Annotated in this window: 31 protein-coding genes and 1 pseudogene; 27 read left to right on the top strand and 5 right to left on the bottom strand. The window is 55.1% G+C overall.

The window, feature by feature from the left end; genetic code table 11:
* Positions 1 to 123: 123 nt before the first annotated feature.
* The gene (locus LJE94_18635; protein MCG6912114.1) at positions 124 to 735 is read right to left on the bottom strand and encodes a VOC family protein; all 612 of its coding nucleotides are present in this window, start codon (positions 733 to 735) and stop codon (positions 124 to 126) included.
* Positions 736 to 878: 143 nt separating this feature from the next.
* Positions 879 to 1,373 (bottom strand): annotated as a pseudogene (tpx, locus tag LJE94_18630) (thiol peroxidase).
* A gap of 179 nt (positions 1,374 to 1,552) precedes the next feature.
* On the opposite strand from tpx, the gene LJE94_18625 reads away from it, so the two are divergent.
* A complete protein-coding gene (locus LJE94_18625; protein ID MCG6912113.1) occupies positions 1,553 to 1,765 on the top strand; it encodes a hypothetical protein in 213 nt (70 codons plus the stop codon).
* A 262-nt stretch (positions 1,766 to 2,027) separates the two neighbouring features.
* The gene (locus tag LJE94_18620; protein ID MCG6912112.1) at positions 2,028 to 2,507 is read left to right on the top strand and encodes a ferritin family protein; all 480 of its coding nucleotides are present in this window, start codon (positions 2,028 to 2,030) and stop codon (positions 2,505 to 2,507) included.
* Between the two features lie 21 nt (positions 2,508 to 2,528).
* Here LJE94_18620 and LJE94_18615 read toward each other — a convergent pair whose 3' ends face one another.
* Complete coding sequence (locus tag LJE94_18615; GenBank protein ID MCG6912111.1) at positions 2,529 to 2,675, bottom strand: hypothetical protein; 147 nt, start codon at positions 2,673 to 2,675, stop codon at positions 2,529 to 2,531.
* A gap of 390 nt (positions 2,676 to 3,065) precedes the next feature.
* On the opposite strand from LJE94_18615, the gene nifU reads away from it, so the two are divergent.
* The 25 genes from nifU to LJE94_18490 all read left to right on the top strand — a co-directional run bounded on the left by nifU (position 3,066) and on the right by LJE94_18490 (position 22,604).
* Complete coding sequence (nifU, locus tag LJE94_18610; protein ID MCG6912110.1) at positions 3,066 to 3,896, top strand: Fe-S cluster assembly protein NifU; 831 nt, start codon at positions 3,066 to 3,068, stop codon at positions 3,894 to 3,896.
* Positions 3,893 to 5,062 carry a cysteine desulfurase NifS gene (nifS, locus tag LJE94_18605; GenBank protein ID MCG6912109.1) on the top strand — a complete coding sequence of 390 codons (1,170 nt, stop codon included), beginning with the start codon at positions 3,893 to 3,895 and terminating at the stop codon, positions 5,060 to 5,062. Before nifU ends, nifS begins: the two co-directional genes overlap by 4 nt.
* Positions 5,063 to 5,212: 150 nt before the next feature.
* Positions 5,213 to 6,181: a serine acetyltransferase gene (locus tag LJE94_18600; protein MCG6912108.1), complete on the top strand. Its 969-nt coding sequence runs from the start codon at positions 5,213 to 5,215 to the stop codon at positions 6,179 to 6,181.
* A gap of 58 nt (positions 6,182 to 6,239) precedes the next feature.
* The gene (gene cysK / locus LJE94_18595; protein MCG6912107.1) at positions 6,240 to 7,163 is read left to right on the top strand and encodes a cysteine synthase A; all 924 of its coding nucleotides are present in this window, start codon (positions 6,240 to 6,242) and stop codon (positions 7,161 to 7,163) included.
* A 495-nt stretch (positions 7,164 to 7,658) separates the two neighbouring features.
* Complete coding sequence (locus LJE94_18590; GenBank protein MCG6912106.1) at positions 7,659 to 7,877, top strand: hypothetical protein; 219 nt, start codon at positions 7,659 to 7,661, stop codon at positions 7,875 to 7,877.
* 45 nt (positions 7,878 to 7,922) lie between these two features.
* A complete protein-coding gene (locus tag LJE94_18585; GenBank protein ID MCG6912105.1) occupies positions 7,923 to 8,498 on the top strand; it encodes a rubrerythrin family protein in 576 nt (191 codons plus the stop codon).
* Positions 8,499 to 8,555: 57 nt separating this feature from the next.
* A complete protein-coding gene (locus LJE94_18580; GenBank protein ID MCG6912104.1) occupies positions 8,556 to 8,930 on the top strand; it encodes a desulfoferrodoxin in 375 nt (124 codons plus the stop codon).
* Between the two features lie 3 nt (positions 8,931 to 8,933).
* Positions 8,934 to 9,449, top strand: coding sequence for a ferritin (locus LJE94_18575; GenBank protein MCG6912103.1), 516 nt, complete (start codon positions 8,934 to 8,936; stop codon positions 9,447 to 9,449).
* Between the two features lie 19 nt (positions 9,450 to 9,468).
* Complete coding sequence (locus LJE94_18570; protein MCG6912102.1) at positions 9,469 to 9,621, top strand: hypothetical protein; 153 nt, start codon at positions 9,469 to 9,471, stop codon at positions 9,619 to 9,621.
* A 47-nt stretch (positions 9,622 to 9,668) separates the two neighbouring features.
* Entirely contained in the window at positions 9,669 to 10,106 is a 438-nt protein-coding gene (locus tag LJE94_18565) for a flavodoxin domain-containing protein (GenBank protein ID MCG6912101.1), read from the top strand.
* Between the two features lie 138 nt (positions 10,107 to 10,244).
* Positions 10,245 to 10,430: a hypothetical protein gene (locus LJE94_18560; protein ID MCG6912100.1), complete on the top strand. Its 186-nt coding sequence runs from the start codon at positions 10,245 to 10,247 to the stop codon at positions 10,428 to 10,430.
* Between the two features lie 69 nt (positions 10,431 to 10,499).
* Positions 10,500 to 11,810, top strand: coding sequence for a cytochrome ubiquinol oxidase subunit I (locus tag LJE94_18555; protein ID MCG6912099.1), 1,311 nt, complete (start codon positions 10,500 to 10,502; stop codon positions 11,808 to 11,810).
* Positions 11,811 to 11,923: 113 nt separating this feature from the next.
* Positions 11,924 to 12,952 carry a cytochrome d ubiquinol oxidase subunit II gene (cydB, locus tag LJE94_18550; protein ID MCG6912098.1) on the top strand — a complete coding sequence of 343 codons (1,029 nt, stop codon included), beginning with the start codon at positions 11,924 to 11,926 and terminating at the stop codon, positions 12,950 to 12,952.
* A gap of 87 nt (positions 12,953 to 13,039) precedes the next feature.
* Entirely contained in the window at positions 13,040 to 13,381 is a 342-nt protein-coding gene (locus tag LJE94_18545; protein ID MCG6912097.1) for a cytochrome c family protein, read from the top strand.
* Between the two features lie 69 nt (positions 13,382 to 13,450).
* The gene (locus LJE94_18540; protein ID MCG6912096.1) at positions 13,451 to 14,422 is read left to right on the top strand and encodes an NAD(P)H-dependent oxidoreductase; all 972 of its coding nucleotides are present in this window, start codon (positions 13,451 to 13,453) and stop codon (positions 14,420 to 14,422) included.
* 34 nt (positions 14,423 to 14,456) lie between these two features.
* On the top strand, positions 14,457 to 14,636 hold the full coding sequence (locus LJE94_18535; GenBank protein ID MCG6912095.1) for a rubredoxin: 180 nt from the start codon (positions 14,457 to 14,459) through the stop codon (positions 14,634 to 14,636).
* Between the two features lie 226 nt (positions 14,637 to 14,862).
* Positions 14,863 to 15,024: a rubredoxin gene (locus LJE94_18530; protein MCG6912094.1), complete on the top strand. Its 162-nt coding sequence runs from the start codon at positions 14,863 to 14,865 to the stop codon at positions 15,022 to 15,024.
* A 118-nt stretch (positions 15,025 to 15,142) separates the two neighbouring features.
* Complete coding sequence (locus LJE94_18525; protein ID MCG6912093.1) at positions 15,143 to 16,336, top strand: flavodoxin domain-containing protein; 1,194 nt, start codon at positions 15,143 to 15,145, stop codon at positions 16,334 to 16,336.
* Positions 16,263 to 16,502 (top strand): ferredoxin, encoded by a 240-nt coding sequence (locus LJE94_18520; protein ID MCG6912092.1) that lies wholly within the window; start codon positions 16,263 to 16,265, stop codon positions 16,500 to 16,502. Before LJE94_18525 ends, LJE94_18520 begins: the two co-directional genes overlap by 74 nt.
* A 43-nt stretch (positions 16,503 to 16,545) precedes the next feature.
* Positions 16,546 to 16,893 carry a cytoplasmic protein gene (locus LJE94_18515; protein MCG6912091.1) on the top strand — a complete coding sequence of 116 codons (348 nt, stop codon included), beginning with the start codon at positions 16,546 to 16,548 and terminating at the stop codon, positions 16,891 to 16,893.
* Positions 16,894 to 17,101: 208 nt separating this feature from the next.
* Positions 17,102 to 17,779: a HEAT repeat domain-containing protein gene (locus LJE94_18510; GenBank protein ID MCG6912090.1), complete on the top strand. Its 678-nt coding sequence runs from the start codon at positions 17,102 to 17,104 to the stop codon at positions 17,777 to 17,779.
* Positions 17,780 to 17,781: 2 nt separating this feature from the next.
* The gene (locus tag LJE94_18505; protein ID MCG6912089.1) at positions 17,782 to 18,855 is read left to right on the top strand and encodes a hypothetical protein; all 1,074 of its coding nucleotides are present in this window, start codon (positions 17,782 to 17,784) and stop codon (positions 18,853 to 18,855) included.
* Entirely contained in the window at positions 18,852 to 21,506 is a 2,655-nt protein-coding gene (locus LJE94_18500; GenBank protein ID MCG6912088.1) for a cytochrome ubiquinol oxidase subunit I, read from the top strand. The genes LJE94_18505 and LJE94_18500 overlap by 4 nt, the downstream gene beginning before the upstream one ends.
* A gap of 63 nt (positions 21,507 to 21,569) precedes the next feature.
* Positions 21,570 to 21,911 carry an amidohydrolase family protein gene (locus LJE94_18495; protein ID MCG6912087.1) on the top strand — a complete coding sequence of 114 codons (342 nt, stop codon included), beginning with the start codon at positions 21,570 to 21,572 and terminating at the stop codon, positions 21,909 to 21,911.
* 27 nt (positions 21,912 to 21,938) lie between these two features.
* Positions 21,939 to 22,604 carry an MBL fold metallo-hydrolase gene (locus LJE94_18490; GenBank protein ID MCG6912086.1) on the top strand — a complete coding sequence of 222 codons (666 nt, stop codon included), beginning with the start codon at positions 21,939 to 21,941 and terminating at the stop codon, positions 22,602 to 22,604.
* A 213-nt stretch (positions 22,605 to 22,817) separates the two neighbouring features.
* Here LJE94_18490 and LJE94_18485 read toward each other — a convergent pair whose 3' ends face one another.
* On the bottom strand, positions 22,818 to 23,345 hold the full coding sequence (locus tag LJE94_18485; protein MCG6912085.1) for a hypothetical protein: 528 nt from the start codon (positions 23,343 to 23,345) through the stop codon (positions 22,818 to 22,820).
* Positions 23,346 to 23,488: 143 nt separating this feature from the next.
* Complete coding sequence (locus tag LJE94_18480; protein ID MCG6912084.1) at positions 23,489 to 26,059, bottom strand: amino acid permease; 2,571 nt, start codon at positions 26,057 to 26,059, stop codon at positions 23,489 to 23,491.
* Positions 26,060 to 26,205: the final 146 nt, after the last annotated feature.

The raw sequence follows: 26,205 nt of genomic DNA, 5'->3' as shown, positions 1-26,205 counted from the left end.
GCAATAAAGGCCGCAGGCAGTTGCAGGCCGCTGTGGATGCTGTTCTGCCTGGCCCTTTCCGACTGGGCGCCATAGTAGGCACCGGCCTGAACGGCGACCGTCCCCAACGAATCCTGTTCTTCTCTATAATCCATCCTTGGCATCTCCCCCTGATTCGTCTGCCGGGTCTTTTGTACCTGCGAAAACCCGACCTTCACCAGGATAAATCGTATGGTCATCGGTTATCGCCGCTTCGGGCCACCTGCCGGGGACGGGCTCGATGCCCTCCCGGGCGGCGGAAGACGGGGATCGATCCAACATGTTGGGGTACTTCCGAACATCGACTTCGGGAACGGGAGCGCTGAATTCAATGGGAATGTTGTTGGGGTCGAAGGCATAAATGGAGTGGATGAAGCCATGGTCGATAGCCTCCGAAACCCACAACCCTGCCGCTTCGAACCGGCCTTTCAGTTCCCACAGATCCTCATCCCCGGCCACACCAATGCTCACATGGTCAAAAGCGAAGGGTCCCCTGACCGGGACACCGTGATCTTTTTCCGGAATGCTTTCCACGCCCGGCCATTCGAAAAACGCGATCATGTCCTGGGGGGAAATTTCAAAGAAATAGTGACGGTATCTTTGCGATCCAAGACCGGCCACAAGCCGCATGCCTAAAAAATCCCGCCAGAAACGAATGGTCGCATCCATATCCCCTGTCACCATGGCCAGGTGATTGACACCTGTATATCGAGCCACATGCATTGTATTGTCCCCTTGTCTCGAGCGGAAACAAGTTATCCGGCCCGACCGTCGTCGCAGGGTTCATCGGTACCGTCGCCCCTTGAATCTTCCGCGGAAAAGGCGGTGGTGCAGACCGGCAAAGGATCCTGACCGGCGGCAATTGCGGCCAGGGCACTTTCATAGTCCGGTTCTGACGACAACTCATCGACCTGCTGTGTGTAGACCACCGTGCCGTTCTCGTCCAAAACGATCACGGATCTCGCCAGCAGCCCCTCATTGGGTCCGTCTTTGAGTTCGATGCCGTAATCCCTGCCGAAAGACCTGTCGCGCATATCGGAAAGCGAGATCACCCCTTTGATGCCTTCGGCTTCACAAAAACGGGCATGCGCGAAAGGCAGGTCACGGGAAATACATAGGACGACCGTGTCTTCTCTATCGGCCAGTTCGGAATTGAAACGCCGCACCGATGCGGCACACGTGCTGGTGTCAAGGCTCATGAAAATGTTGAACACAACCTTTTTCCCCTTGAATTGACTCAGGGATACGTCCTTGAGATCTGTGCCGGTCAGTCTGAAATCCGGTGCGGTGCTACCAACCGCCGGCAGCGTCCCGGACGTTTGTACGGGATTGCCTTTGAGTTTTACCTGTGCCATGTTGCCTCCTTATTATCTGTCATCGGGTTGCTGTTTCTATGCCTGACATGCTAAATACAATAAACGTGCCAGTGCGACGGCCGCGCCTGAATTATGTTGCCTCGGCCAAGGTGGTACGATTGTTGCTTTGTTTTTTACACCGGTAAGGGTTAATTCCAAACCAAAACAAGGAGGACGTCATGAATGCAAAAAGAAAACATTATCACATTAAAACCGCCTGCCCCCAGTGCGGCTGCAGCTATGCCCAGGTGCTCAGCCCCGAAGAGATCAAAGAAAAATATGGGGATATGCCCAACGTCCAACTGGAATGCGGCGAGTGCATGCTGAAGTTCGAGAAGCCCATGGAAGAAGCCTGCCCCGAATGGGATGCGGAATGCAAGCTGAAAGAATAAAATCGTCTTTCACGATTTTATGAAACGCGACGTCCGTCTTCACTCTACGAGCTTCCGTCTTCGCTCTGGGAGCTATGCCGGGCAAGACGCCGCGGCAAGTCGTCCCTTTCATGCGAAAGGCCAAAATTCTTATCCCTGCAGCAAGCGGCGGGGAATTCAAATTTATGTTGACAGACAAATTCACAACCCATTAATAATTAGGCGGTTTTTTAGTCGAAGGTAACGCCTCCGATCCCATAACGACACGACGAAAGGGTAACGCATGAACTACGATTTCAACGCAGATGAAATTCTTCAAATGGCCGAACAGATCGAAAAAAACGGTGCCGCCTTTTACAGGGAATGCGCCGGTAAGATCGAAGACCCGGCTGCGGTTAAACTGTTGCAGGATCTCGCCGCCATGGAAGACCAGCACGAAAAAACCTTCGCGGACATCCGGTCTCGGTTGTCAGCCAAGGAAAAGGAAAGCACCACCTTCGACCCTGATGGTGAAGCCGTGCTTTACCTCAAAGCCCTGGCCGACACCAAGGTCTTTTTTGAAAAAAGCATCGACACCGGCAACCTGGAGGAAATTCTCAAAGAAGCCATAACCGCCGAAAAAGATTCCATTGTCTTTTACCTGGGCATGAAAGCGTTGGTTCCGGAAGAGCTCGGTGTGGTCCGGGTGGATGCCATCATCAAAGAAGAGATGTCACACATCAGTCTTCTCAGCAAGGAACTGGTGGCCCTGAAAAGGGCTTAATCCCGATCCGCCACCCGCATATCATCCACCACCGGAGGAATACGGAACAGACACGGCAACCCCGTTGCGCCCGGAGCCACCCGTAAGGCTCCAGGCGCTTTCGACGATCGGCGCGTCCAGGTTGTGCGACCGCCGATGCTCGGCCGACTGGGGCGGTGGTGCCGTCAAACAGGTCCACCACCATGTCTCATCACCCTTCTCTTGATACACATTGTATCATACAACATTGTGAGACATTTTTTCTGACGGACCCACCACTGAACCATGTACCGTCACAGCGGACGCATTCCATGCCGTTTGTTGAAGCGAAGGGGAAACCTGAACTTGCGGGGATGTGGGGGGCTTGAATGCAGCCATCGGGCCTTGAAAAAGTCTCGACAACAGAACTGCCACATGGTATCATAGCCCGAAAGATCGCCGGTAGCCACAACTGCCTTGCACACCAGTAAAAAGTGATTATCCTTGTTGGAAGAACTCGGGCCTGCCAATTAAAGTGGCAGGGTCTTTTCAACCGTTCAACCGGTTTCCGAAAACGGCACCAAACCCCAGGAGGTACGCATGTGGGAATATACCGATAAAGTCAAAGACCACTTCATCAATCCCCGCAACGTCGGATTCATCGATGATTTCGACGGTATCGGTGAGGTGGGCTCGCTCGCTTGCGGCGATGCCCTCAAACTGACGTTCAAGCTGGACGATGACGGCAAGATCAAAGATGCCAAGTTTCAAACCTTCGGGTGCGCCAGCGCCATCGCTTCGTCATCAGCCTTGACGGAAATGATCAAGGGGCTCACGCTGGAAGAGGCCGCCAAGGTCACCAACGAAGACATCGCCGTATACCTGGGCGGGCTCCCGAAGGAAAAGATGCACTGCTCCGTTATGGGGCGCGACGCCCTCGAACAAGCCATCGCCAACTACAGGGGTGAAAAAGTAGAAGAAAAGGAGGGCGAAATCGTCTGCGAGTGCTTTGGTATCACCAACCTCGAGATAGAGCGGGCGGTCAAAGAGAATGGTCTGACCACGGTCGAAGATGTCACCGACTACGTGAAGGCCGGGGGTGGCTGCGGGAACTGCCACGACCGCATACGCGACATCATCGAAGCGGTCAGAGGCGAGTCCATCACCGAACGGCAAAAGATGGAAAACCTGACCAACATCCAGAAAATAAGGCTAATCGAGGAAACCCTCAACCGTGAGGTCAAGCCCGCCCTGAAAAAGGACGGCGGTGATATCGAACTGGTGGATTTCAACGACGGGACCGTTTACGTCAAGTTGCGCGGGACTTGCTCCAATTGCGCTTCATCACAATTGACGTTGAAAAATTACGTGGAGAAAAAAATAAAGGATCTCGTATCCCCTGAGCTGGTGGTGGAAGAGGTGATGCAATGAAGACAATTTATGTGGACAACAACGCCACGACCCGGGTGGACGAAAAAGTGCTTGAAGCGATGCTTCCCTTTTTCAGCGAGAGATATGGCAATCCGTCGAGCATGCACAGCTTCGGTGGCACCGTGGCAACGGAAATACTCGAGGCCCGCGAACGCGTCGCGGCGCTGATCAACGCCGAGCCGGAAGAGATCGTCTTCACCAGCTGCGGAACGGAAAGCGACTCCACGGCCGTGTGGGCCACCATCGAAGCCTTTCCCAACAGGAAGCACATCATCACGACCCGTGTCGAACATCCGGCCATAAAAAATCTTTTTGAACATCTCTCCAGAAAAGGCTACAAGGTGTCGTTTGTGCCGGTGGACAAACGCGGTAATCTCGACCTGGACTTCCTTTATGAACACCTGACCGCCGAAACCGCCATTGTCAGCGTCATGTGGGCCAATAACGAAACGGGCGTAATTTACCCGGTGCACGAAATAGCGGCCGCCGTCAGAGAAAAAGGGGTGGTCTTCCATACAGATGCCGTGCAGGCAGCGGGCAAGGTCAAGGTGGACGTAAAAGCCGCCGGGGTCGATATGCTCTCTCTTTCCGGCCATAAAATCCATGCGCCAAAAGGAGTGGGAGTCCTCTATGTTAAAAAGGGCACCAAGTTTTCCCCATTCCTTATCGGCGGCCACCAGGAGCATGGCCGCAGGGGCGGAACCGAAAACGTAGCCTCCATCATCGGACTGGGAAAAGCAGCCCAACTTGCCCTCGAACGTCTGAATGCCTCTGCTGAAAAAACCGGCGCCCTGCGAAACAAGCTGGAAAAAAACCTTTTGGAGCGCATACCCAACACCATGGTCAACGGGGATACCGAACACAGGCTGCCAAACACCACCAACATCAGCTATGAATATATAGAAGGCGAGGCCATCCTCCTGATGATGAACGAGTTGGGCATATGCGCCTCTTCCGGTTCGGCCTGCACGTCGGGATCCCTGGAACCGTCCCATGTTCTGAGGGCGATGGGCGTGCCTTTTACCGCCGCCCACGGTTCGATTCGCTACAGTTTGAGCGATTACAATTCCGAAGAAGAAATCGACTACATCATCGAACACACGCCGCCCATTATTAAGCGACTGCGCGACCTTTCGCCCTTTTGGAGCCAGCGCAAGGCCTCCTGAAAACCGGATTTCAAACTGCGATGGCGGGCCGCATTCCCTGCGGCTTGCCGTGGAGCGTGTTCAACTCAGGGAGACGAGACAGGCGGGGCGTGCCCAGACATCGGCCGTCGGGGCAGGCACGACGCACGTCTACGACAGACGGGAAAACCCATGAGCGAAGAAAGCAGTCAAACGCATAACGCATCCTGCAGGGCCGATGTTGCCGTACTGACCCGCTACAGGGAAAAACTGCCCCAAATCGTCGAAAAAATCATCGCCAACTGCGACGAGGACACCTGCTATACCCATATAGACTATGAACCCATCCCTTCAAGGGCTTCAGTCATCGACATCATACAACGCCTGCGGGGCATTCTCTTTCCCGGCTATTTTTCGAACGAGAAGCTGGATCCGATCAACATGGGGTATACCATCGGGCAGGCGGTTACCAGCCTCTTCGACTTGCTGGCCGAGCAGATCTGCCTCAGCATCCGCCATGACTGCTTCCGCTATGAGCAGGCGTGTGTGGATTGCACCGACCGGGGGAATGAACTGGCGCTCGCTTTCCTCGAGTCGATCCCCCGGATGAGGCGCCTTTTGGCAACCGACATCTCTGCCGTTTATGAAGGCGACCCTGCCGCTAAAAGTCACGATGAAATCATCTTCAGTTACCCGGGGGTATTCGCCCTGATGGTGTATCGGGTGGCCCATAAACTAAGCGTTCTGGAGGTCCCCCTGCTCCCCCGCATCATGACCGAATATGCCCACAGCGTCACCGGCATCGATATTCACCCCGGGGCAACCATCGGAGAAGGGTTTGTCATCGATCACGGTACCGGGGTCGTCATCGGTGAAACCACCCATATCGGCAAAAACGTCCGCATCTACCAGGGCGTCACCCTGGGAGCCCTTTCACTGCCACGGGATGCAGGCGAGCGGCTGAGGGGGACCAAGCGGCATCCGACCATCGAAGACGGCGTGATCATCTACTCCGGAGCCACTATTTTGGGCGGTGACACCGTTATCGGCGCACATTCCATCGTGGGCGGCAATGTCTGGATCACCGCTTCGGTTCCACCCCATACAAAAGTCATCATGAACGAACCGGAGCTGAAATATATGACGTCCAAGCCGTCATAGGCATTCCCTTAAAGGAACTTAAGTTCCCAACAGGCGGGACTTGCTAAAGGAGGCTTCCATGAACATTTTTCCCGGAATACAGAACACCATCGGCATGACGCCCCTGGTACGCATACGCAGGCTTTTTGAAAACAAATCCTGTGACCTGCTTGCAAAGCTCGAATTTTTCAACCCCTTGAGCAGCGTCAAGGACCGCATTGCCGCCGCCATGATCGATCAGGCGGAACTGGACGGCCTGGTCGGCCCGGACACCCTTATCGTGGAACCCACCAGCGGCAATACGGGTATCGCGCTGGCATTTATCGCGGCGGCGAAGAACTATCGTCTCTGCCTGACCATGCCGGAAACCATGAGCCTCGAACGCCGCAAACTGCTCAAGCACTTGGGAGCCGATCTGGTATTGACACCGGGGTCCGAAGGTATGCCGGGCGCCATAAAGAAGGCCGAAGGGATTGCCGCCGGTCGAGCCGACACGTTCATGCCGAACCAGTTCCAAAACCCTGCGAACCCCGATATACACAGGATTACCACCGCCAAGGAGATCTGGGAAGATACAGCGGGCCAGGTGGACGTTCTGGTCTCCGGCGTGGGTACCGGCGGCACGATCACCGGTATTGCCCGGGCCATAAAGGAGAAAAAGCCCGACTTCAAAGCCATTGCCGTGGAACCTGAAGCCTCGCCCGTTATTTCAGGCGGCAAACCGGGGCCGCACAAAATTCAGGGTATCGGAGCCGGGTTCATTCCCCTTAATCTGGACACGGAGCTCATCGATGAAGTCGTCACGGTGAGCGATCAAGAGGCGTTTGAAAACGCGCGCCTGCTGGCAAGAAAAGAAGGTATTCTCTGCGGCATCTCATCCGGGGCCGCCATGGCCGCCGCCCTGAAAATTGCCCGGCGGAACGATTCAAAAGGAAAATGTATCGTCGTCATTTTGCCGAGTACCGGAGAGCGCTACATCAGTACCGACCTCTTTCTCGAATGACGCCCGACCCTGCGTGAACAGGACGGCACGTAGCATGAAATTGTTCAAGCTTGTCTTACGAGACACTATTGTATCACATACTTTCGTGATACAGCCTTATTACAATCTATAAAAGTATTTTCAGGAGGTTACATATAATTAAAATACAAAGGGCCTGATGTTTTGCACCGTTTGCCACCGTCTGCAGCAGGCTGCAACCGCCGTGGCAGGCAGGGCCGTGAAACGCTGCCGAATCCGAGGCCAAGCGTGATGGCTCCCGATACTCCCGCAAACAGGAATCGCTAATATCAATGAAATAACAGAAGGTTAAGTTTTCGGATCTCGGCAGCGATGACACGGTCAACGTCCCGGAAGCGCCTTCTGCAAATGACCTGACTTTTAAAAAGGGAAAAATGACAGTGAAACGCATCTCTGGCACGCATCTTGATTAAGTTATGAAACACAGCTAGATGGCCGGTCGCCCTTTGGCGGCCCACATTAACCAGCGGAGATGTGATGTCTGTGAAAGCCTGTGATCAAAATATTAAAAAGACCCTTTTGTTGACGGACCAGATGATCGATCTAGCCAATATAGGCGATGCGGAAAGGGAAGATACCGGCTGCGGTGTTTTGTACGGTATCCTCCGCGATTCCGCCTATAAAATAAAAAAATTGGCTGAAGTCGAACGCCGGAAACACTTGGAAAAGGACTGGCGGGGCAAAGACTGTCCCTGACAGCCTTATAGACGACAACAACCGCAATAAAGAAAGGAGAAAACATTGGGTAATCTAAAAGGAACACAAACTGAGAAAAACATTCTGACGGCATTTGCCGGCGAATCCCAGGCCAGAAACCGCTACACCTATTTTGCCAGCAAAGCCAAAAAGGAGGGGTACGTACAGATCTCGCACATTTTCGAAGAAACCGCCCAACAGGAGAAGGAGCACGCCAAAAGACTGTTTAAATTGCTGGAGGGCGGAGAGGTGGAAATCACGGGGGCATTTCCGGCTGGTGCCATCGAATCGACACTGGAAAATCTGAAGGAAGCTGCCGGTGGCGAAAATTATGAACACACCACCATGTATCCGGAATTTGCCAAAACAGCACGCGCTGAAGGCTTTGAGGCCGAAGCCATGATTTTCGAAGCCATCGCGGTGGCTGAAAAGCAGCATGAAAAGCGCTATCTCGACCTGGCGGCCAACATCGAGGCCGACAGAGTTTTCAAACGCGATGCAAGCGTCACGTGGCGCTGCAGAAACTGCGGGTACCTATATGAAGGTCAGGAGGCCCCGTTAACTTGTCCGGCATGCGCACATCCCCAGGCCCATTTCGAGCTTTTGGGAGAGAATTGGTAATCCGGAAACGTCGAACCTGACATTAGAACCAACAAACGAAAGAAAGGAGATTTAAAAATGGCCAAGAGAGGCGAAGTTTACAAGTGCGAGCTTTGTGGAAATATTGTCGAGGTTTTCCACGGCGGTGAAGGCGAATTGGTGTGCTGCGGACAGGCCATGGTGCTGATGACCGAAAACACGGTCGATGCCGCCAAGGAAAAGCATGTCCCCGTACTTGAAAAAATCGACGGCGGCTTCAAGGTAAAGGTGGGCGATGTCGCCCATCCAATGGAGGAAAAACATTACATCGAATGGATCGAGCTTTTGGCGGGCCCCGAGAGTCTCGTCCATTACCTCAAACCGGGCGATGCCCCGGAAGCGGTGTTCAAAACGGATGCAACCGATGTCACCCCGCGGGCCTACTGCAACCTGCACGGCCTCTGGAAAGGATAGAAAATGCTGAACGAAAACGTGCAAAATGCATTGAACGCTCAGTTCAACGCAGAAATGTATTCCTCCTACCTCTATCTGTCCATGAACGGCTGGTTCAAATCCATCAGCCTGGACGGATTCGCCAACTGGATGTATCAACAGGCCAAGGAGGAGCTCGTTCATGCCATGAAGTTTTATGAGTTCATCAATCAGCGTGGCGGCCGGTTCATTCCGGCCGCCATCGATACGCCGCCCCATGAATGGGATTCTCCCCTAGCGGTGTTCGAGGACACCTTGGCGCATGAGCAAAAGGTGACCGCCATGATCGATGACCTGGTGGAAATCGCCGATAATGAGCGCGATCATGCCACCCATATTTTTCTGCAGTGGTTTGTTACCGAGCAAGTGGAGGAAGAGGAAAACGCAAGCGGCGTCCTCGAACAGCTGAGACTCGTTAAGGATGACAAAAGCGGCCTGTTCATGATCGACCGCGAATTGATGAAAAGACCGGCCCCATCCGAATTGGGTGCCGGCGAATAAAAAGAGAGGAGATACCATCATGGCCAGTTGGAAATGCTCGAACTGTGGATACGCTCTGGAAGCGGACGCCCCGCCGGACCAGTGCCCGTCCTGTAAACAGAAGTGTGAATTTTTAGACAATACATGCTACACACCTGACTGTGAATTCGACGGCAAGGACAAACGCATCTAACGGTTGCCTAAGTTGAGGGAACATCCGAATTAAAAGGGAGTTGTACAATGGGAAACGTACTCGTCGTTTATGCCTCGCGCACGGGTGAAACCGAAAAAATCGCCAACCTCATCGCCGAAGGCGTCCGTTTCACCGGCCACGAGGCTGGTGTCAAAAATGTCAAGGACATAAAAAAAGAAACCGACCTCGATGGATACGACGCTTATGTATTCGGATCCGCGACCTATCATGGCGAGATGTTGCAGGCAATGAAAACCATGCTTTTTCTGGCCGAAAAAGCGGCCCTGCAAAACAAGGTAGGGGGCGGATTCGGCGCCTTCGGATGGAGTGGCGAGGCACCGGACCGCATCTTCGAAACCATGGCCAACATCTTCCGGATGGATATGGTCAGCGGTCCACTCAGGCTGAAATCAAGCAGCCTCGGCGGAGGCATTCAAATGGCGCAGGAATATGGAAAACAGATTGCACAAAAAATTAAGGTATGATTCATTAAGCGTTCACTTGATCTGAGCGTTTCAATGGTGTCGTAATCAACACCAAAGCGCCAGCGCATCGACTGTGATGCCATCATTTGAAATGTATCGCTTCTGATGTAAATTAAAAAACGTGTATTGGAGGTCATCATGTCCACACCACAACATTGCCCCGGTTACGAACAGTTCAAAAACCTCAAGTCGTTTTCATGCAAATGCCCGGCGTGCGGCGAAGCCAAAGAGATCTTTTCGGATGAATTTGACAAAGTTCATCACTGCGCCAAATGCGGCAAGGAGATCGATTTTACCCAATGCACTCTCGAAGGCGGCGCATAACCATTTCCAGCATTTCTGTCCGACCTGCCATCGTTAATCCAGCGATTATTTAGCTGTTAAGGAGTCGTCATGGACGTTGTATTGCTCTCGCGGCTGCAGTTTGCAGCCGCAACCATGTTTCACTTCCTGTTCGTTCCGCTGACACTGGGTCTCTCGATCATCATAGCCGTCATGGAAACCCGATATGTGCAGACGGGCGATGAAACCTATCTCAGGATGACCAAGTTCTGGGGGAAACTGTTCCTGATCAATTTTGCCCTCGGTGTCGTCACCGGCATTACCCTGGAATTTCAATTCGGAACCAACTGGTCACGCTATTCCGCATACGTGGGCGACATCTTCGGATCTCTGCTTGCCATCGAGGCCACCGTGGCCTTCTTTCTCGAATCGACCTTCATCGGTGTTTGGATCTTTGGTTGGAAAAAGCTCTCCAAAAAGGCTCACGCCGCCGTCATGTGGCTGGTGGCCCTGGCCGGCAACCTTTCCGCCCTTTGGATTTTGATTGCCAACGGGTGGATGCAGCAGCCCGTGGGGTATGTCATCAGGAACGGGAGGGCCGAATTGTCGGATTTCGGCGCCGTCATCACCAATAAATTTGCCATTCTCGAATTTGTTCACACCGTACCGGCGGCCATGCTGCTGAGCGCTTTTTTCGTCATGGGTGTCAGCGCCTATCATCTGATCAAAAAACAGCATGTGTCGTTTGCCCTCAAATCCTTCGATATAGCGCTGATCTTCGGCCTGGTCGCCTCCATTGTCGTCGCCGCTACCGGGGACATGCATGGCGTGCATGTCGCCGAGGCACAGCCGGCCAAGTTGGCGGCCATGGAAGCGCACTGGGAAACCCAGGCCCGGGCACCCATCATTCTGTTCGCCGTACCCGATGAAGAACATGAGAAAAATTCTATTGAAATCGGTAAATTACCATATCTGCTCAGCCTGTTGGGGTATCATGACCCCAATGCAGTGGTAAAGGGACTGAAGGATTTCCCAAGGGAAGAACGGCCACCGGTCCTGCTTTCTCTGTTATCCTTCAGAACAATGGTGGCCCTGGGAACCCTTTTCCCGCTCCTGACCATTGTCGGCCTGGCCCTGAGAAAGCGACTTTTGGAACACACCTGGTACCTCTGGATCATGCTTTTCGCCATTCCCCTGCCCTACATCGCCATCGAGATGGGATGGGTTCTGGCGGAAGTCGGCCGCCAGCCCTGGATCGTTTACGGCCTGTTCAAGACCACGCAAGCGGCATCGCCCGTGGCTGCTTCACAGGTTCTCACATCTCTGGTTGCCTTTATTCTGGTTTACGGCTTGTTGGGGCTGGTGGGACTCTACCTGATCGCCAAGAATGCCGCCAAAGGACCTGAACCTGCTGATGGTTAACAACGCATACATTATTCTATATCGATTTTCACACACCTCGATTCGGCGAACATCGGCTGATTGCCGGCATTGTCCAGCGAGGATGCGAAAAACGGTTTTTTATGGGGGGTGACATGGTCTTACAAGCAGTATGGTTTTTTCTATGGGGTCTGTTATGGGCGTTGTTCTTCATGACCGACGGTTTCGACTTCGGCGTGGGGACCTTGTATCCGTTCCTCGGTAAATCGGACCAGGACAAGCGCAAAATGATCAATTCTCTAGGGCCCTTGTGGGATGGGAACGAAGTTTGGTTGATCACCGCCGGCGGTGTGACCTTTGCGGCCTTTCCTCTGGTCTATTCGGTCATGTTTTCATCCCTTTATTCGGCGCTGATGCTCATCCTGTTCGCCCTGATTTTAAGGGGCGTATCCTTTGAATTCAGGGGAAAGGTCGACAGTCCTCTGTGGCGCAAGGTGTGGGATGCTGCTATTTTCATCGGCAGCTTTGCCCCGGCGCTGCTGTTGGGGGTGGCTTTCGGCAATATATTCAAGGGAGTCCCCATCGACCAGGAGGGTATTTTTCAAGGCAACCTTTTTACCCTGCTGAATCCTTACGGAATTCTGGGCGGCCTGCTGTTCGTTGCGCTTTTTCTGGTGCACGGCGCCCTCTGGCTGGCTGTCAAAACCGACGGGGATCTTCACGACCGGGCCGCTTCCGCCGCCAAGGGGTTATGGCCGGTTCTGCTGGGCGTGGCGGTGGTCTTCCTGGCCGCTACGGCCATCTTCACACCGCTGTATGCCAACTACCTGGCCTATCCATTGTTGTTCCTGGTTCCCCTTGCAGCGGTCGCCGCCCTTATCGGCATTAAATTCTTTCTGGCAAAGATGGCCTATCTTCAGGCCTGGCTCTCTTCGGCGGCCACCATCGTGTTCTGCACGTTTTTCGGCGTCATCGGGTTGTTCCCCAACCTGTTTCCCTCAAGCATCGATCCGGCCTACAGCCTGACGGCTTTCAATGCATCATCCAGTCCCTTGACGCTGAGGATCATGCTGATCGTGGTCATCCTTTTCATTCCCATCGTCCTGGTTTACCAGATCTGGGTCTATGCCGTGTTTTCAAAGAAAATCAGCGAGGAAGACCTGTCGCTGGAAGAAGCTTACTAATACAAAGAACGGCGTCTGCATGCTTCCCGTGCAGACGCCATTTTTTATGAAACGCGGCTGCGCCGCCGTCACCCCAAAGGAGTAGCAATGAAAACCAGTATGGTATTCGTCGGAATCGTGTTCCTCATCGTTTCCGCCGTTGCGTTTGCCGGGGCCGCCGACCGGGGCGCCGAAAACATTAAGATCTACGGCGGCTCGCGGGGCGATGTCCCCTTCCCGCATCGCGACCACCAGGATCGACTCGAGGACTGCAGCACCTGCCATGCCGTTTTTCCCAAAGAAACAGGCAGTATTAAAAACATGAAAACGGCCGGCCAGCTGCAGAAGAAGCAGGTGATGAACAAGCAATGCGTCAAGTGCCACAAGGATGAAAAAAGGGCCGGCAATCCCAGTGGCCCGACGACCTGTTCCAAATGTCACGTAAAATAAAATCGTGTACCACGATTTTATGATTTGATTTCGAAACCTTATTCTGTCAAACGCTATAAAGGGTCCCCCATGCTCGCACTCGGTCTACAAGGCAGCCCCCGAAAAAATGGGAGCACGAACTATCTCTTGTCCCGCTTCATGGATGCCATCGAGGCACAGGGTATGCGAACCGTCACCGTCGACGTGCCGAAAAAAAACATCGAACCCTGCCGGGGATGCGGGTATTGCGAAAAAAAAGGGGTTTGCATTATTGACGATGATGACATGACGGGTGAAATCTACGACCTGCTGAGGGAGGCGGAGATCGTTGTGCTGGCTTCACCGGTCTTTTTTTACAATGTCACCGCTCAGATAAAAGCACTCATCGATCGGTCGCAAACGCTCTGGTCGAGAAAATACCGCTTCAGGCTTTCCGACCCCTTGAAAAAACGCCGCAAGGGGTGCTTGCTTTCCATGGGAGGCAGCGGCGGGCGCCAGCTCTTCGATGGCGTGCATTTGGTGGCCAAATATTTTTTCGATGCAATCGACGCCGACTTCGCCGGCAGCATTACCTATCGCAATGTCGAGGACCGGCAAGCCATGCTCAAGGTCCCCGGCCTCGACGAAGATATCGAAACGTTCATCGCCGATAAACTGGTACCGGCCGAACCACGCAAAAAGATCCTCTTCGCCTGCAGGGAAAATGCATGCCGCAGCCAGATGGCCGGTGCGTTTGCCACAATCCTCGGCGGCGACCGTCTGGATGTGATGACGGCCGGAAGTGCACCGGTGCAAGCGTTAAACCCGTTGATGGTTCGGGCGATGGCTGAAAAAGGCATCGATATGGCCTTCCACCGGCCCCGCGAGCTGAATCAGGTCATCGAAACATCTAAGCCGGAAATAATCGTCACCATGGGCTGCGGTGAAGAATGCCCCTATATTCCGGGGGTGGAGCGATTGGATTGGGATCTCCCGGATCCGTCTGAAAAGCCGCTCGCGTTCATGAACGAGGTCCGTGACCGAATAGAAAAAAAAGTTTCCGAACTTGTGAGCGAGTATTGACGATATCAAAACCGACATCAATCAGGAGAAAAAAATGGTAAAACCGGAAGAAATGTATCAGTGCCAGACAGTCAACTGCGGGTACATCTACAATCCTGACAAGGGTGACAGAAAGGGGAAAATTCCCAAGGGAACCCGGTTCGAGGATCTGCCCGATGATTGGAAGTGCCCCATCTGCGGTGCCGGGAAAAAATTGTTCAAGCCTTTGGGGTGAATGATGGCTGCCCGACTTGAAAAAATAGGCATCCTGTTCTAAGGGTAGCAGGAGTGTGTTCGTCATTTTGAAATGAATCGTCGGGTGCGATCGGTAAAGGCCGGCATTTTTTGTTGGCTTCGATAGCCCCTTAAAAAAGCGTTTAGCGCACAAACCTTTTAATCCATGCGCCGAAGCTTCCTGTATCGGAAATCGAGGCGTGAACCCGCAGCAAAAGGAGAAAAAAATGGATAAGTATGTATGCACCATCTGTGGCTATGTGTATGACCCGGCAGAGGGGGACCCTGACAACGACGTCGCTCCCGGGACGAAATGGGAAGATGTACCGGACGATTGGGAGTGCCCTATTTGCGGTGCCTCCAAAGACGACTTTGAAAAAGAAGAATAGCATCGTCCGCGGCGCTCTTCCCTAACCTGACAATCGTCCGGGACGTTGTCGCCGTTTTACTGACGTTCGAGGTGAAAAGCGCCCGGACATTGTCAATCGCCACTACAGAGGTCAACACATGGTACCTGTCGAAATCGCCAAAGGCATTTACGAGGTCGGTGTCGCGGATTGGAATATCCGCGACTTTCACGGTTATTCGACTTATGCCGGCACCACGTACAATGCCTATCTGATCATGGATCAAAAAATCACGCTGATCGACACCGTCAAAGCCCCCTTTGCCGATCAGCTTCTCGCCAACATCGCCAGGGTGGTCGACCCGGCCAAGATCGACATCGTTGTCAGCAACCACACGGAAATGGACCACTCCGGCGGCCTGCCGCGGGTCATGCACCGCATCGGCGAGGAAAAGCCGCTTTACTGCTCCAAAATGGGGGCCAAGAACCTGGCCAAACACTTCCCGCAAAAATGGAACTATCAACCGGTAAAAACCGGCCAGGAATTGAGCCTCGGTCAACGGACCCTGACCTTCCTCGAAACGAGAATGATCCACTGGCCGGACAGCATGTTTACCTATCTGAAAGAAGATAAAATCCTTTTTTCAAGCGATGGATTCGGGCAGCACTATGCCGGTTTCGAAAAATTCGATGACACGGCCGGTGATGAAATCATGTATCAGGCCAAAAAATATTTCGCGAATATTTTGATGCTTTATTCCCCGCTCATCCTCAAGTTGATTTCCAAAGTGACGGATCTGGGACTGGAAATCGGCATGATCTGCCCGGACCATGGCATCATCTGGCGCAGGGATCCGGCCAAAATCATCGACGCCTATGCCCGGTGGAGCGAACAGGCGGCCGAAAAAAAAGCGGTTGTCGTTTACGACACCATGTGGAACAGCACCAAGGAGATGGCGGAAGCCATTGCCAAGGGAATCGCCGATCAGGGGGTGTACGTCCGGCCCATCCACATCAGAAGCAGCCATCGCAGCGACATCATGACCGAGGTGCTGGACGCCAAGGCCGTTGTCGTCGGCTCCCCGACGCTCAACAACCAAATGTTCCCCACGGTGGCCGACACCCTGTGCTACATGAAAGGGTTGAAACCGATTAATAAAATCGGCGGTGTCTTCGGCTCCTACGGCTGGAGCGGCGAGTCGGTCAAACTGATCAGGGATGAACTCGAGGCCATGAAGTTCGATATCGTCGAACCGGGCATGAAAATCCAGTACATCCCCGATGCCGACGCCTTGGCGGCTTGCTATAACTACGGGAAAGAGATTGGACAGGCCGTTGCGCAAGCCTGCGGTTGATATCGCACGCTGCACGCTCTGTGAGGGGTGCATCGCCGTGGCGCCATCAGTCTTCAGGATGAACGACGCCGGATACATCGAGGTCGCCGAGCTCGATGTATATCCTGTCGACGACGTCGACGACGCCATAAAATACTGCCCGGAAGATTGTATCTACTGGGAATAAAATCGTGTGCCACGGTTTTATTGATTGTCGGGAAAGTTGAGTTATGAAAAAAATCGCACTGTTTGTATTCAACGGTGATCCCATGTGCTTCATCCACGTGCTGCTGAACGCCCTGGACATGAAGGCCAAAGGCTACCAGGCCGCGGTGGTCGTCGAAGGGGCGGCCACCGGGCTGCTCCCGGCCCTCGCCCAAACCGACAATCCCCTGCACGGGTTGTGGGAAAAAACCAGGGCTGCCGGGCTTGTCGCCGGTGCCTGCAAGGCCTGTGCGGGGAAAATGGGTACGCTGGACGTCGTAAAGACGGAAGGACTGGAACTGCTGGACGACATGCACGGGCATCCGTCCATGTCCGGCTACATCCAGGATGGTTTCGACGTCATATCCTTCTAGGACACCTTCATTAAAAACAGGCCTCAACCTCAAAATTCAGTTTCATGTCGCTTTTAAAGGCACCACGTTAAAGCCGAGACACCGGACGCCTATTTTTAGCGCTTTTATTTTATAAATTTTCATTTTCTATTGTTTAGAAGATAGTTATGACATTTCCATATAGTCCCTTGTTTTATGCTTCGTTGTGCCCGTTTGGGCGTGAAAATTTATGGGTACCAGACAGCTAAAAAAAGAGATCCTTGAATACCTCTCCGCTCCCGACCTGCGGCAAAGCCTGGCCTGCCTGACGGCCATGCCCGCCAGGCAGGTTGTCAACGCCCTTTTCGGTTGCCTGTACCACATGAGCCCCCCGATAAAATGGCATGCGGTCTCCGCCATGGGAGCGGTTGTATCGAATCTGGCCCATACCGACATGGAAGCGTCCCGAATCGTCATGCGCCGCCTGATATGGAATCTGAACGATGAATCCGGTGGCATCGGCTGGGGATCGCCGGAAGCCATGGGCGAAATAACCGCTTGCCATCGAAGGCTGGCCGATGAATATCACCGCATACTGGTTTCCTACATCAACCCGGACGGAAATTTTCTCGAACATGCGGAACTGCAGAAAGGGCTGTTGTGGGGACTGGCGAGGCTGGCTGACACCCGGCCGGCGCTGGTCATGGACGCGGGACCGTTTCTCCTGCCCCACCTGCAATCCACCGATGCCGAACACAGGGGCCTTGCCGCCCTGACAGCCGGTGCCATACGGGAAAGATCCGTACGTGCAACACTGGAAAACCTGTTGAGCGATCAGACGAAGATCTCGCTCTATTGGCATCAGGATTTTCATCAAAAAGGGGTCGCTGAATTTGCAGAAAACGCTTTAAAACGTTATAGAAATTGACTATGGACCCCGCAACACTCATTCCGGCGGCCGACGCCATTCCCGTGCATTGGGGGTGGCTCAAGCTTTTACTCTTGAGCACCTTTCTGCTGCATCTTCTCTGCATGAACACCATGCTGGGCATCGGTATCATTGCCCTGGCCCAATCTGTTTTCACCGCCTCCCGGACCGGGGAAAGCAACCGGGAAATCGGTTCGAAACTGCCCTATGCCATCGCCTTTACCGTCAACATGGGGGTGGCGCCCCTGCTCTTCATCCAGGCGTTGTACGGTCAGTTCATTTACACCAGCTCGATAATGATGGCCGTCTACTGGCTCTCCATTATCGCCCTTTTGATCATCGCTTATTACAGCGCTTATCTCTATCATTATCGCTTCGACGCCGTCGGTTCGGCCAGAATCGTCTTCATGGGGCTGACCGTCGCCATCCTGCTGATCATCGGCTTCTTTTTTTCAAACAACATGACCATGATGCTCTCGCCGGAAAAATGGCCCCGATATTTCGACGCCCCCAACGGCCTCCTGCTTAACCTTTCCGAGCCCACGCTGGCCCCGCGATACCTGCACGTTGTCCTGTCCGCCGTTGCCGTCGGCGGCCTGTTCCTGGCCCTTGTGTGGGAGGTGAAAGGCCGCGGGGGCAACAGCCGGCACCACCGGCATATCGAACAGGGGCTGCGCTGGTTCGCCGGCGCCACCCTGCTGCAGTTCGTCGTGGGATCCTGGTGGCTTGCGTCCCTCCCCCGCCATCTGACCGGCCTTTTCATGGGAGGGTCCTCCGTCGCGACCACATCCTTTGCACTGGGACTTACGGGAACGATCCTCTCCCTCGTGTTTTCATTCCGGAACCAAACGAAACCTTGCGTTGTCTCGACCGTGTTGACCATTGCATGCATGGTAATCATGCGCGACCACTTGCGCACATCCAGTCTGGAGCCCTATTTCACGCTCTCCACTCTGAAGGTCGTTCCCCAGTACGGTTCTCTGGTATTGTTTCTGGTTGCCCTCGGCATCGGCGCTGTCGGCGTCACGTACATGCTCAAACTGGCGTTCGGAAAAAAACCGGAGGCGGCCTCATGAACTATCCGGTGTGGGAATTGGCTTTTTCCGGCGGCGGCCTGCTGATGGTCGTCATCGCGGTTTTGCACGTTTATGTCGCCCATTTTGCCGTCGGTGGCGGGCTTTTTCTGGTCCTGACCGAAATGAAGGCCTATCGCGAAAAGGACGAACGCCTCCTGGCCTACGTCCGGTCGCACACCCGTTTCTTTCTTTTATTGACCATGGTGTTCGGCGGCATCACCGGGGTCGGCATCTGGTTCACCATCTCCCTGTTGAGTCCCACTGTCACATCCACCCTGGTGCACACCTTTCTCTTTGGCTGGGCCACGGAGTGGGTCTGCTTCCTGGGGGAAATAGTCGCTCTCTTTCTTTACTACTACCGCTTCGACAACATCGACCGGTCGTCGCATCTCAAAATCGGGTGGCTCTATTTTATTTTTGCCTGGCTCTCTCTCTTTTTCGTTAACGGCATCATTGATTTCATGCTAACCCCCGGCGAATGGCTGAAGACCGGAAGTTTCTGGAACGGCTTTTTCAACCCCTCCATGCTGCCGGCTCTTTTTTTCCGCACGGCGCTTTCCCTGTTTTTAGCCGGTATTTTCGGGTTTCTGACGGCGGTGTTCCTTGCCGATGCCGGTTTCAGAAACCGGCTGCTCGGCTACTGCAGCCGGTGGCTGATCTTCCCCCTGCCGGTCATGGTGCTTGCCGCCCTGTGGTACTATTCCGTACTGCCGGAAAGTGCCAGGATCATGCTTCGGGGCCATTCCCCGGAAATTGTTCCGGCCCTGTCCGTTTTCGGCGGACTCTTGCCGGTCCTGCTGATTCTGGCCATGATCTTGCGCCTGCGGATACCTGCAAACCTCCAGGTGACAGCTGCCTTTTTGTGCCTTGTCCTGGGGCTCGTCTACATGGGAGCGTTCGAATGGATCAGAGAGGCGGGCAGGCGGCCCTACCTCATCCTCGGGCACACCTACTCGACATCGGTGCGGGTCGGTCAGGAAGCCGATATCAACCGGGAGGGCCTCTTGAAAAGTGCACGCTGGGTCCGGAGCCGTCGCCTGACCCCGGCCAATGAAATGAAAGCCGGCCGGGAAATTTTCAGGATCGCCTGCTCCGGCTGCCATTCCATCGGCGGCCCCATGAACGACATTCTTCCGCGAACCGCCCACTTTTCACGTGTCGGCATGCAGGCCCAGCTGGCCGGACAGGGAAAAATTCTGCAATACATGCCGCCTTTCATGGGCACCGCTGACGAACGGCGCGCCCTGGCGCGCTATCTTGTCGAGGGACTGCACGGTAAAACCGCCCCCATCGCAAAACAGAAGCCCATAATTCCGCTGGAAGTAACCCCGGAAGCCTTTGATTCGGAAACGTCAGCATATGTGCTTCTGGCCTGGAGTAAAAGCGGTATGCAGATCATGTCTGACTGTAATGCCTTCTGGTCCCTTGGGCCGCCTACCGGTTCCATCCGCGCCCAGCTGATCAGGCGCGGCGAGACGCCCGAAATCGTCACCGAAGATGTGGCGATCACCTACGCCGTGGGGAACGACCATGACAATCCTGCGGCACATGTGGACTTCTGGAAACAATCGAAGTCGCTGACAGGCAAGGTGCTGCCCGGCGGCACCGGCCTTACAGGCAACACCATCAACGGGACGCTGCGCTTCGACAATGAAACCATGGCTTACGGCGCGGATGAACTGCCGGTGACCCCTTACCGCCGCAACGGGTCCTTCAACCCCTATCCCCTTTTCAAACTGGAGGCCCGTGAAGTGGAAACCGGAAAGCGCCTGGCGCAAACGTCACTGGTATTGCCCGTGTCGACGGAAATGGGCTGCCGAACGTGCCACGGCGGCCCCTGGCGCGTGGACGGCCGGGCAGGTATCAGCGACGAAACCGCCGCCAACATCCTGGAGGTCCACGACCGGATCAACCGAACCGACCTGCTTGCGGCGGCAAAAAAGGGCCGGCCCCGTTTGTGCCAGTCGTGTCATTCCGGAAACCTCCCCGGTGTTACAGGCGACCCCAAACGCTTGAACCTCTCGGCCGCCATGCACGGATTCCACGCCAATTATCTTGGCGATATGGGGGACGAGGCCTGCGGCACCTGTCATGCGTCCTCGCCCGTCGGCCTGACTCAAAGCTTTAGAGGCATCCACCGTGAAATCGAACTCACCTGCGTCAACTGCCACTTCAGCCTGGAAGAACACGCCCTGAGCCTGCTGACTGCCGAAAAAAAGGCCGGTAAAGACGAACCCGCGAAAAAACTGATGGCGCATCTGGCACCCAGGGCCGTTGAATCACCAAGCCAAATCCGGCCCCGGATCCCCTGGGTCAACCTGCCGGACTGCCTGAATTGTCATGTCGATTTCCACCCCCCTGAAACCGATCAGGTGGCATACGGCGCCTGGACAGCGACGGCCGATCGGCTTTACCATAACCGCACAGACGACGCCGGTCTCGTTTGCACGGCATGCCACGGTGCCGCTCACGCCATCTATCCGGCCAGAAACCCTTTCGGGGAAGATATCGACAACTTGCAGCCCCTTCAGTATCAGGGGACCCCCTACCCCATCGGTTCCAACGGCCAATGCCGTGTTTGTCACATTATCGACCAGGAAGATGAAATCCACCATCCCAACATGCTGGAAGGGTTTCGCAATACCAGATAACCGGACAAAAGGATCGCCACAACCGCTTGACATATATGAATAAATCATTGTAAATGTTATTAAATTACCGATAAACGGAAGGCAATTGCAGCCGGTGTCAAGATCGGCTTGGGGGCGGGCTTTCTTGGCGACCCGACGATCTGCCCGTGCGGCATGAACGGAATGGAATTTGAAAGGTTGACGGCGGCCGGGTTGAGCCCCATGGAAGCCACTGTGGCCGGAACGCGAGCGGGATCGGAATTGATGAAGAGGGAAGATCAGATCGAAACGCTCGAACCGGGGAAGATTGCCGACATCGTCGTGGTGGAGGGAAACCCGCTGGAAGACATATCGATCCTCGGCCAGCCCGATAGCGTCAAGGTTGTCATGAAAAACGGCATTCTTGAAAAAAACGCCATCTCTTAATCTGAACAATTTATCGAGGCCGGATCAATGGAACTGACACCCAATTTGCACGCATACCTGTGGAACTCGCCTGCCGCCAACAACTGCAACACCTATCTGATCCGCTCCGGGGAAAAGAACATCCTCATCGACCCGGGCCATGCGGCCCATTTCGACCATGTCCGCCGGGGCTTGCGGGAGGCGGGCCTGTCCCTCGACGCCATCGACCTGGTAATCTGCACCCATGCCCACCCGGACCACGTCGAAGCCGTCAGCCTGTTCGGTGGCAGCACCCTGTTCGCCCTGCATGCCGAGGAATGGCAACTGGTTCGGAAAATGGCCGCCTACCTGAAAAGCGCCGTGCCCATCGACCCGGAACAATTTATGCCCGATTTTTTTCTGAAGGAAGGTGTGCTCGAGGTCGGCGACATTGCCCTGCAGGTGGTTCACGCCCCCGGGCACTCTCCCGGATCGATAGCCGTCTACTGGCCGCAGGAAAAGGCACTTTTTTCCGGTGACGTTATTTTCAAGAACGGCCTGGGGCGGACGGATCTGCCCGGTGGAAACGGCAGCCTGCTCAAGGAAAGCATCCGCGGCCTGTCCACTCTGGATGCAGGGTGGCTGCTTTCCGGCCACGGCGATGTGGTCTCCGGAGCCGAGGCGGTCAGGGCCAACTTCGAACAGGTCGAACGGATGTGGTTCGGTTATATTTAAGGCTCTCCCGGGGGACGCGTGCGTTTGCATCCATCCCCGTCTGAAAACCCTCTTTGCATGGTTCCCCATAAGGATCCGAGAAATGCGCTCATGGCTCATAGCTCATGGCATGCTCTCGACTATGACCTATGCGCTTTGGACCCCTTGGACCCTATCTAAATAAATGGAAAGGTTGATCGGGTTGGATGGTGGCCGTTCATCGCGGCCGCGGTTTCAGCCTGTGCCCTGCAGCGCTTTCTCCATGCCGCGTAGCGTTTCCCGTGTCAAGGCGGCCAGGCTATCACGGTACGCGTTGTCGGCGGCCGGGTTGGGCACGACGGCCGAGCCGCGGATGCCTTGCCCGTTGAAAAGGTCATCGAGCCGCTTACGGCCGGTTTCTTCCAGCAGAACATCCCTTTTTTCGCGGTATGCCGCAAGAACCGCTTTCAGGCCGGCCAGGGCGGGGGGATTAAGAAATTCCACTATCCGCAGCCAGCGCGCGTTGTCGCCGGCTGGATCGATCCAGGAGCCCAGCGCCTCCAGCAGCGCCTGACACCCGTCCACCTGCTGGTCGTTCTGCAGTGCCGCCAGTTTTTCCCGAAATTCATCGAACGACACGGCATCATCGCTGTATTTTTGCAACAGCCCCTGCAACCTTTTTTCAAAATCGTGCGCCCGTTGCGCTGCCTGCTCTTCCGGAGACATGGACAAATGCCTCGTGCGCTCCATCACCAAATCGAGCGTGCTCTTTATTTCCGCCATATTTGTAAACCCACCCGGCCACACCGTGGCCGTTTTGTATTGAATATTTCCCGTGGTGATTCGGTCTAATTCGATTCTTTGCCCATCCTGCAGCGGGCGACAGGGAAGATGCCGGCTGTCGCGGGTCGATGCCGTCCCCTTTTCTACCGGTCATCCGATGTATGCTCGTCATCTTCCGGCAAAACGGCTCCCGACTCCTCGGCCTCGCGCAGCGCATTTTTCACCTTGGCTTCGGCTTTGGCGGCTTTCCGCGAGGCCTTTTCCGCCTCCTCTTCGGCTGCAAACACTTGTCTTCTGGCTTTTTCGATTTTCTCCGGCTCTTTTCGCGATTCGGCCTTCGCCAACCCCTTCAATTTTTCGTCGAACGCCTGGGAAGCCTTCTCGGCGGCTTTTTCCGCCTCCCGGGCCCGCTTTTCCGCCGCCGACAATTGATCACGAACGCTGGCCATCTCTCCGGCCTGGCCCTCCTCCGGCTCCGCATCCAGAACAATGTCTTCGGCCGCCAGCACCAGCGCGGTGGAGGGCAGCCGGCCGAGAAGTTCCTCGATGGGATTCCCGAACGGGTCCACGGAATGGTCGTGTTTCAGTTGAAACGGGACAAAGACCAGAGGGGCATCCTTTGACCAGGCGGCAATCGTTTCCGCATCGGAATTGACGATCTCGACGGCCTCGGCCTCGATACGCACCTCCTCGAGAAAGGTGCTCAGCCCGCCCTGTCCGGGGAAGTCTCCCTCCCGGTGGCCCGCATGCAGAATGCGGATGCGGGCCTGATCCCAGTCTTTATGCCGTGTCAAAAGATGCGCCAGCAGCAGCATCAGCCGCCCGGTGGCATCGTTCCACCACCACACATCCACCCTGCGCTCGACCTCCGGGGTGGCATCCATCTTCGACCAGGCATCCGCTTTGGCATCCAGGATAATAATGCTGCGGCCCTGACGGAACACTGTCTTGAGATGCCGGTCGTAAAGGGTCCTGTAAATGTGCGGCCCCTCCAGTTTCTCCGCCGACGGCCAGCCGAAGAGAATCATGTTGGGTTTCAAGGGGCCGATCCCCGAAGCCTGCACCAGCATGTCCACCCCCTGGTCGAAATCTTCCGACCTGACCACCAGGGGAAACAGGTCCGATCCGTAAACGGCCATCTCCCTTTCCAGATCCGCCCGGATTTCCTGCTGTCGCTTCAATCCCTTTGCACCCTGTTCCCTTACGACCCTGACGACACTGACCAATCCGCTGTCGCCGGCGATCCACCGGGCCAACTGGACGAGCGGCTTTCTTTTGCCTGGGCTGTCGGTGAAAAGCAGCAGCTGCGGACGCCAATCACGGGGGTGCTCCGGCTCGGCAGCGGCTGCCAGAAGGTGCTCACGCACGCGTTGAAGATGATATGAACGCTTGCCGTCCGCCCAGCGGGCGGGTCCGGCCGTACGTTTTAAATACTGGTAAATTGAAAAAAGCACTGTCAGTGCCACCAGCCCGGCTGTCAGGTCGATGGCCAGCATAACCCCGAAACAGGCCAGTGCACCCAAAAGACTCAGACGCCCGTCGTAAAATCGAAACCTGGGCCGGAAAGCGGTGCTGCCGGTGCGCGTCTCAAAGAAGGTGGCGTAATTCAATAGGCCGTAAGACACCAGGAAAAACATGGAAACCACCGGTGCGATCAGGTTGAGTTTTCCCAAGGCAATGGTCGCCGCAGCTATGCCGCCGGACAGCAGGGCCCCCCGTCGCGGGTTGTCGTCGGGTCCGGCCCCTTTGGCAAAGGGCAATAAAAAGGTGAAGATCCGGTCCCCGGCCAGGGACTGCAGAATACGGGGGGCGCCAAGGAAAGACGCCATGGCCGAAGACAGGGTAGCGGCGACAACGCCCGCCGTGACCAGTCCCCCCAACAGGGCAACCTGTTTCATGGCGTCGAAGTTCCCCATCAGATCCCGCTGCGGGGTCGCTGCACCCAGGACCACGGCCGCCAGAAAATAGATGACAATCGATATGCCGACGGCTGCAAAGGTGCCCAGGGGCAGGCTTTTTCCCGGATCTTTCAGGTCGCCTGACATGCTGACCCCCTGGGTGAAGCCGGTCACGGCCGGAAAGAAAATGGCGAAAAGGATCCAGAAGCCGGAACCGGCCTCAGGAGCGCTCCAGTTCTCGATCAACCTGGCGGTCTCCCATCGCATGAGGCCTCCGGTAAAAAAGGAAACCAGTGCCAGGGCCAGAATTGCCATAACGACGTACTGAAACCTGGTGGCCCAGTCCGCACCGAGCCAAGCCAGCAGGAACAGAAAGAGAAGGGCGATTCCGGCAATCACTTGCGGTGATTGCAGAACGCTGCCGGTTCCTGAAAACATGTTGCCAACAGCTTCACCGAAACCGATGCAGTAAAAGCCGATGGAAACCGATTGCGCCAGAAAAAGCACGACGCCTATCGCCCCGCCGAATTCCAGTCCCAGCGTCCTGGATATGAGATAATAGTCTCCGCCGCCCTTGACGCGTATGTTGGTGGCGATCGCCGACAGGGACACGCTTGTCAGAATGGATATACCGTTGGCCAGCACCAGAATGACCAACGCCCAGCCCAGCCCGGCGCCGCCCACAACGTACCCCAGGCGCAAGAACAGAATGATGCCCAGAATCGTCAAAATGCTGGGTGTAAACACGCCGGCAAAGGTTCCCAATGAGCCCCGCCGCCTCTCTTGGTTGTCATCGTTTTGCTGGGTTGCAGTCATCGTCCTCGTCGCGGTTCCAAATGCAAGTCGTGCATAGATCTCATGTGTCCACCCGGTACACGGTAATGGGATCGGAATACCCTTTTACCATCTGCTCCGGCTCCGCTGTCATCGTAAATTCCTTTTTCATCCGCTTTACGGTGTTC

It is taken from the genome of Deltaproteobacteria bacterium (assembly GCA_022340465.1).
Lineage (GTDB): Bacteria > Desulfobacterota > Desulfobacteria > Desulfobacterales > B30-G6 > JAJDNW01.
This window is presented reverse-complemented; position numbering and strand designations above follow the sequence as displayed.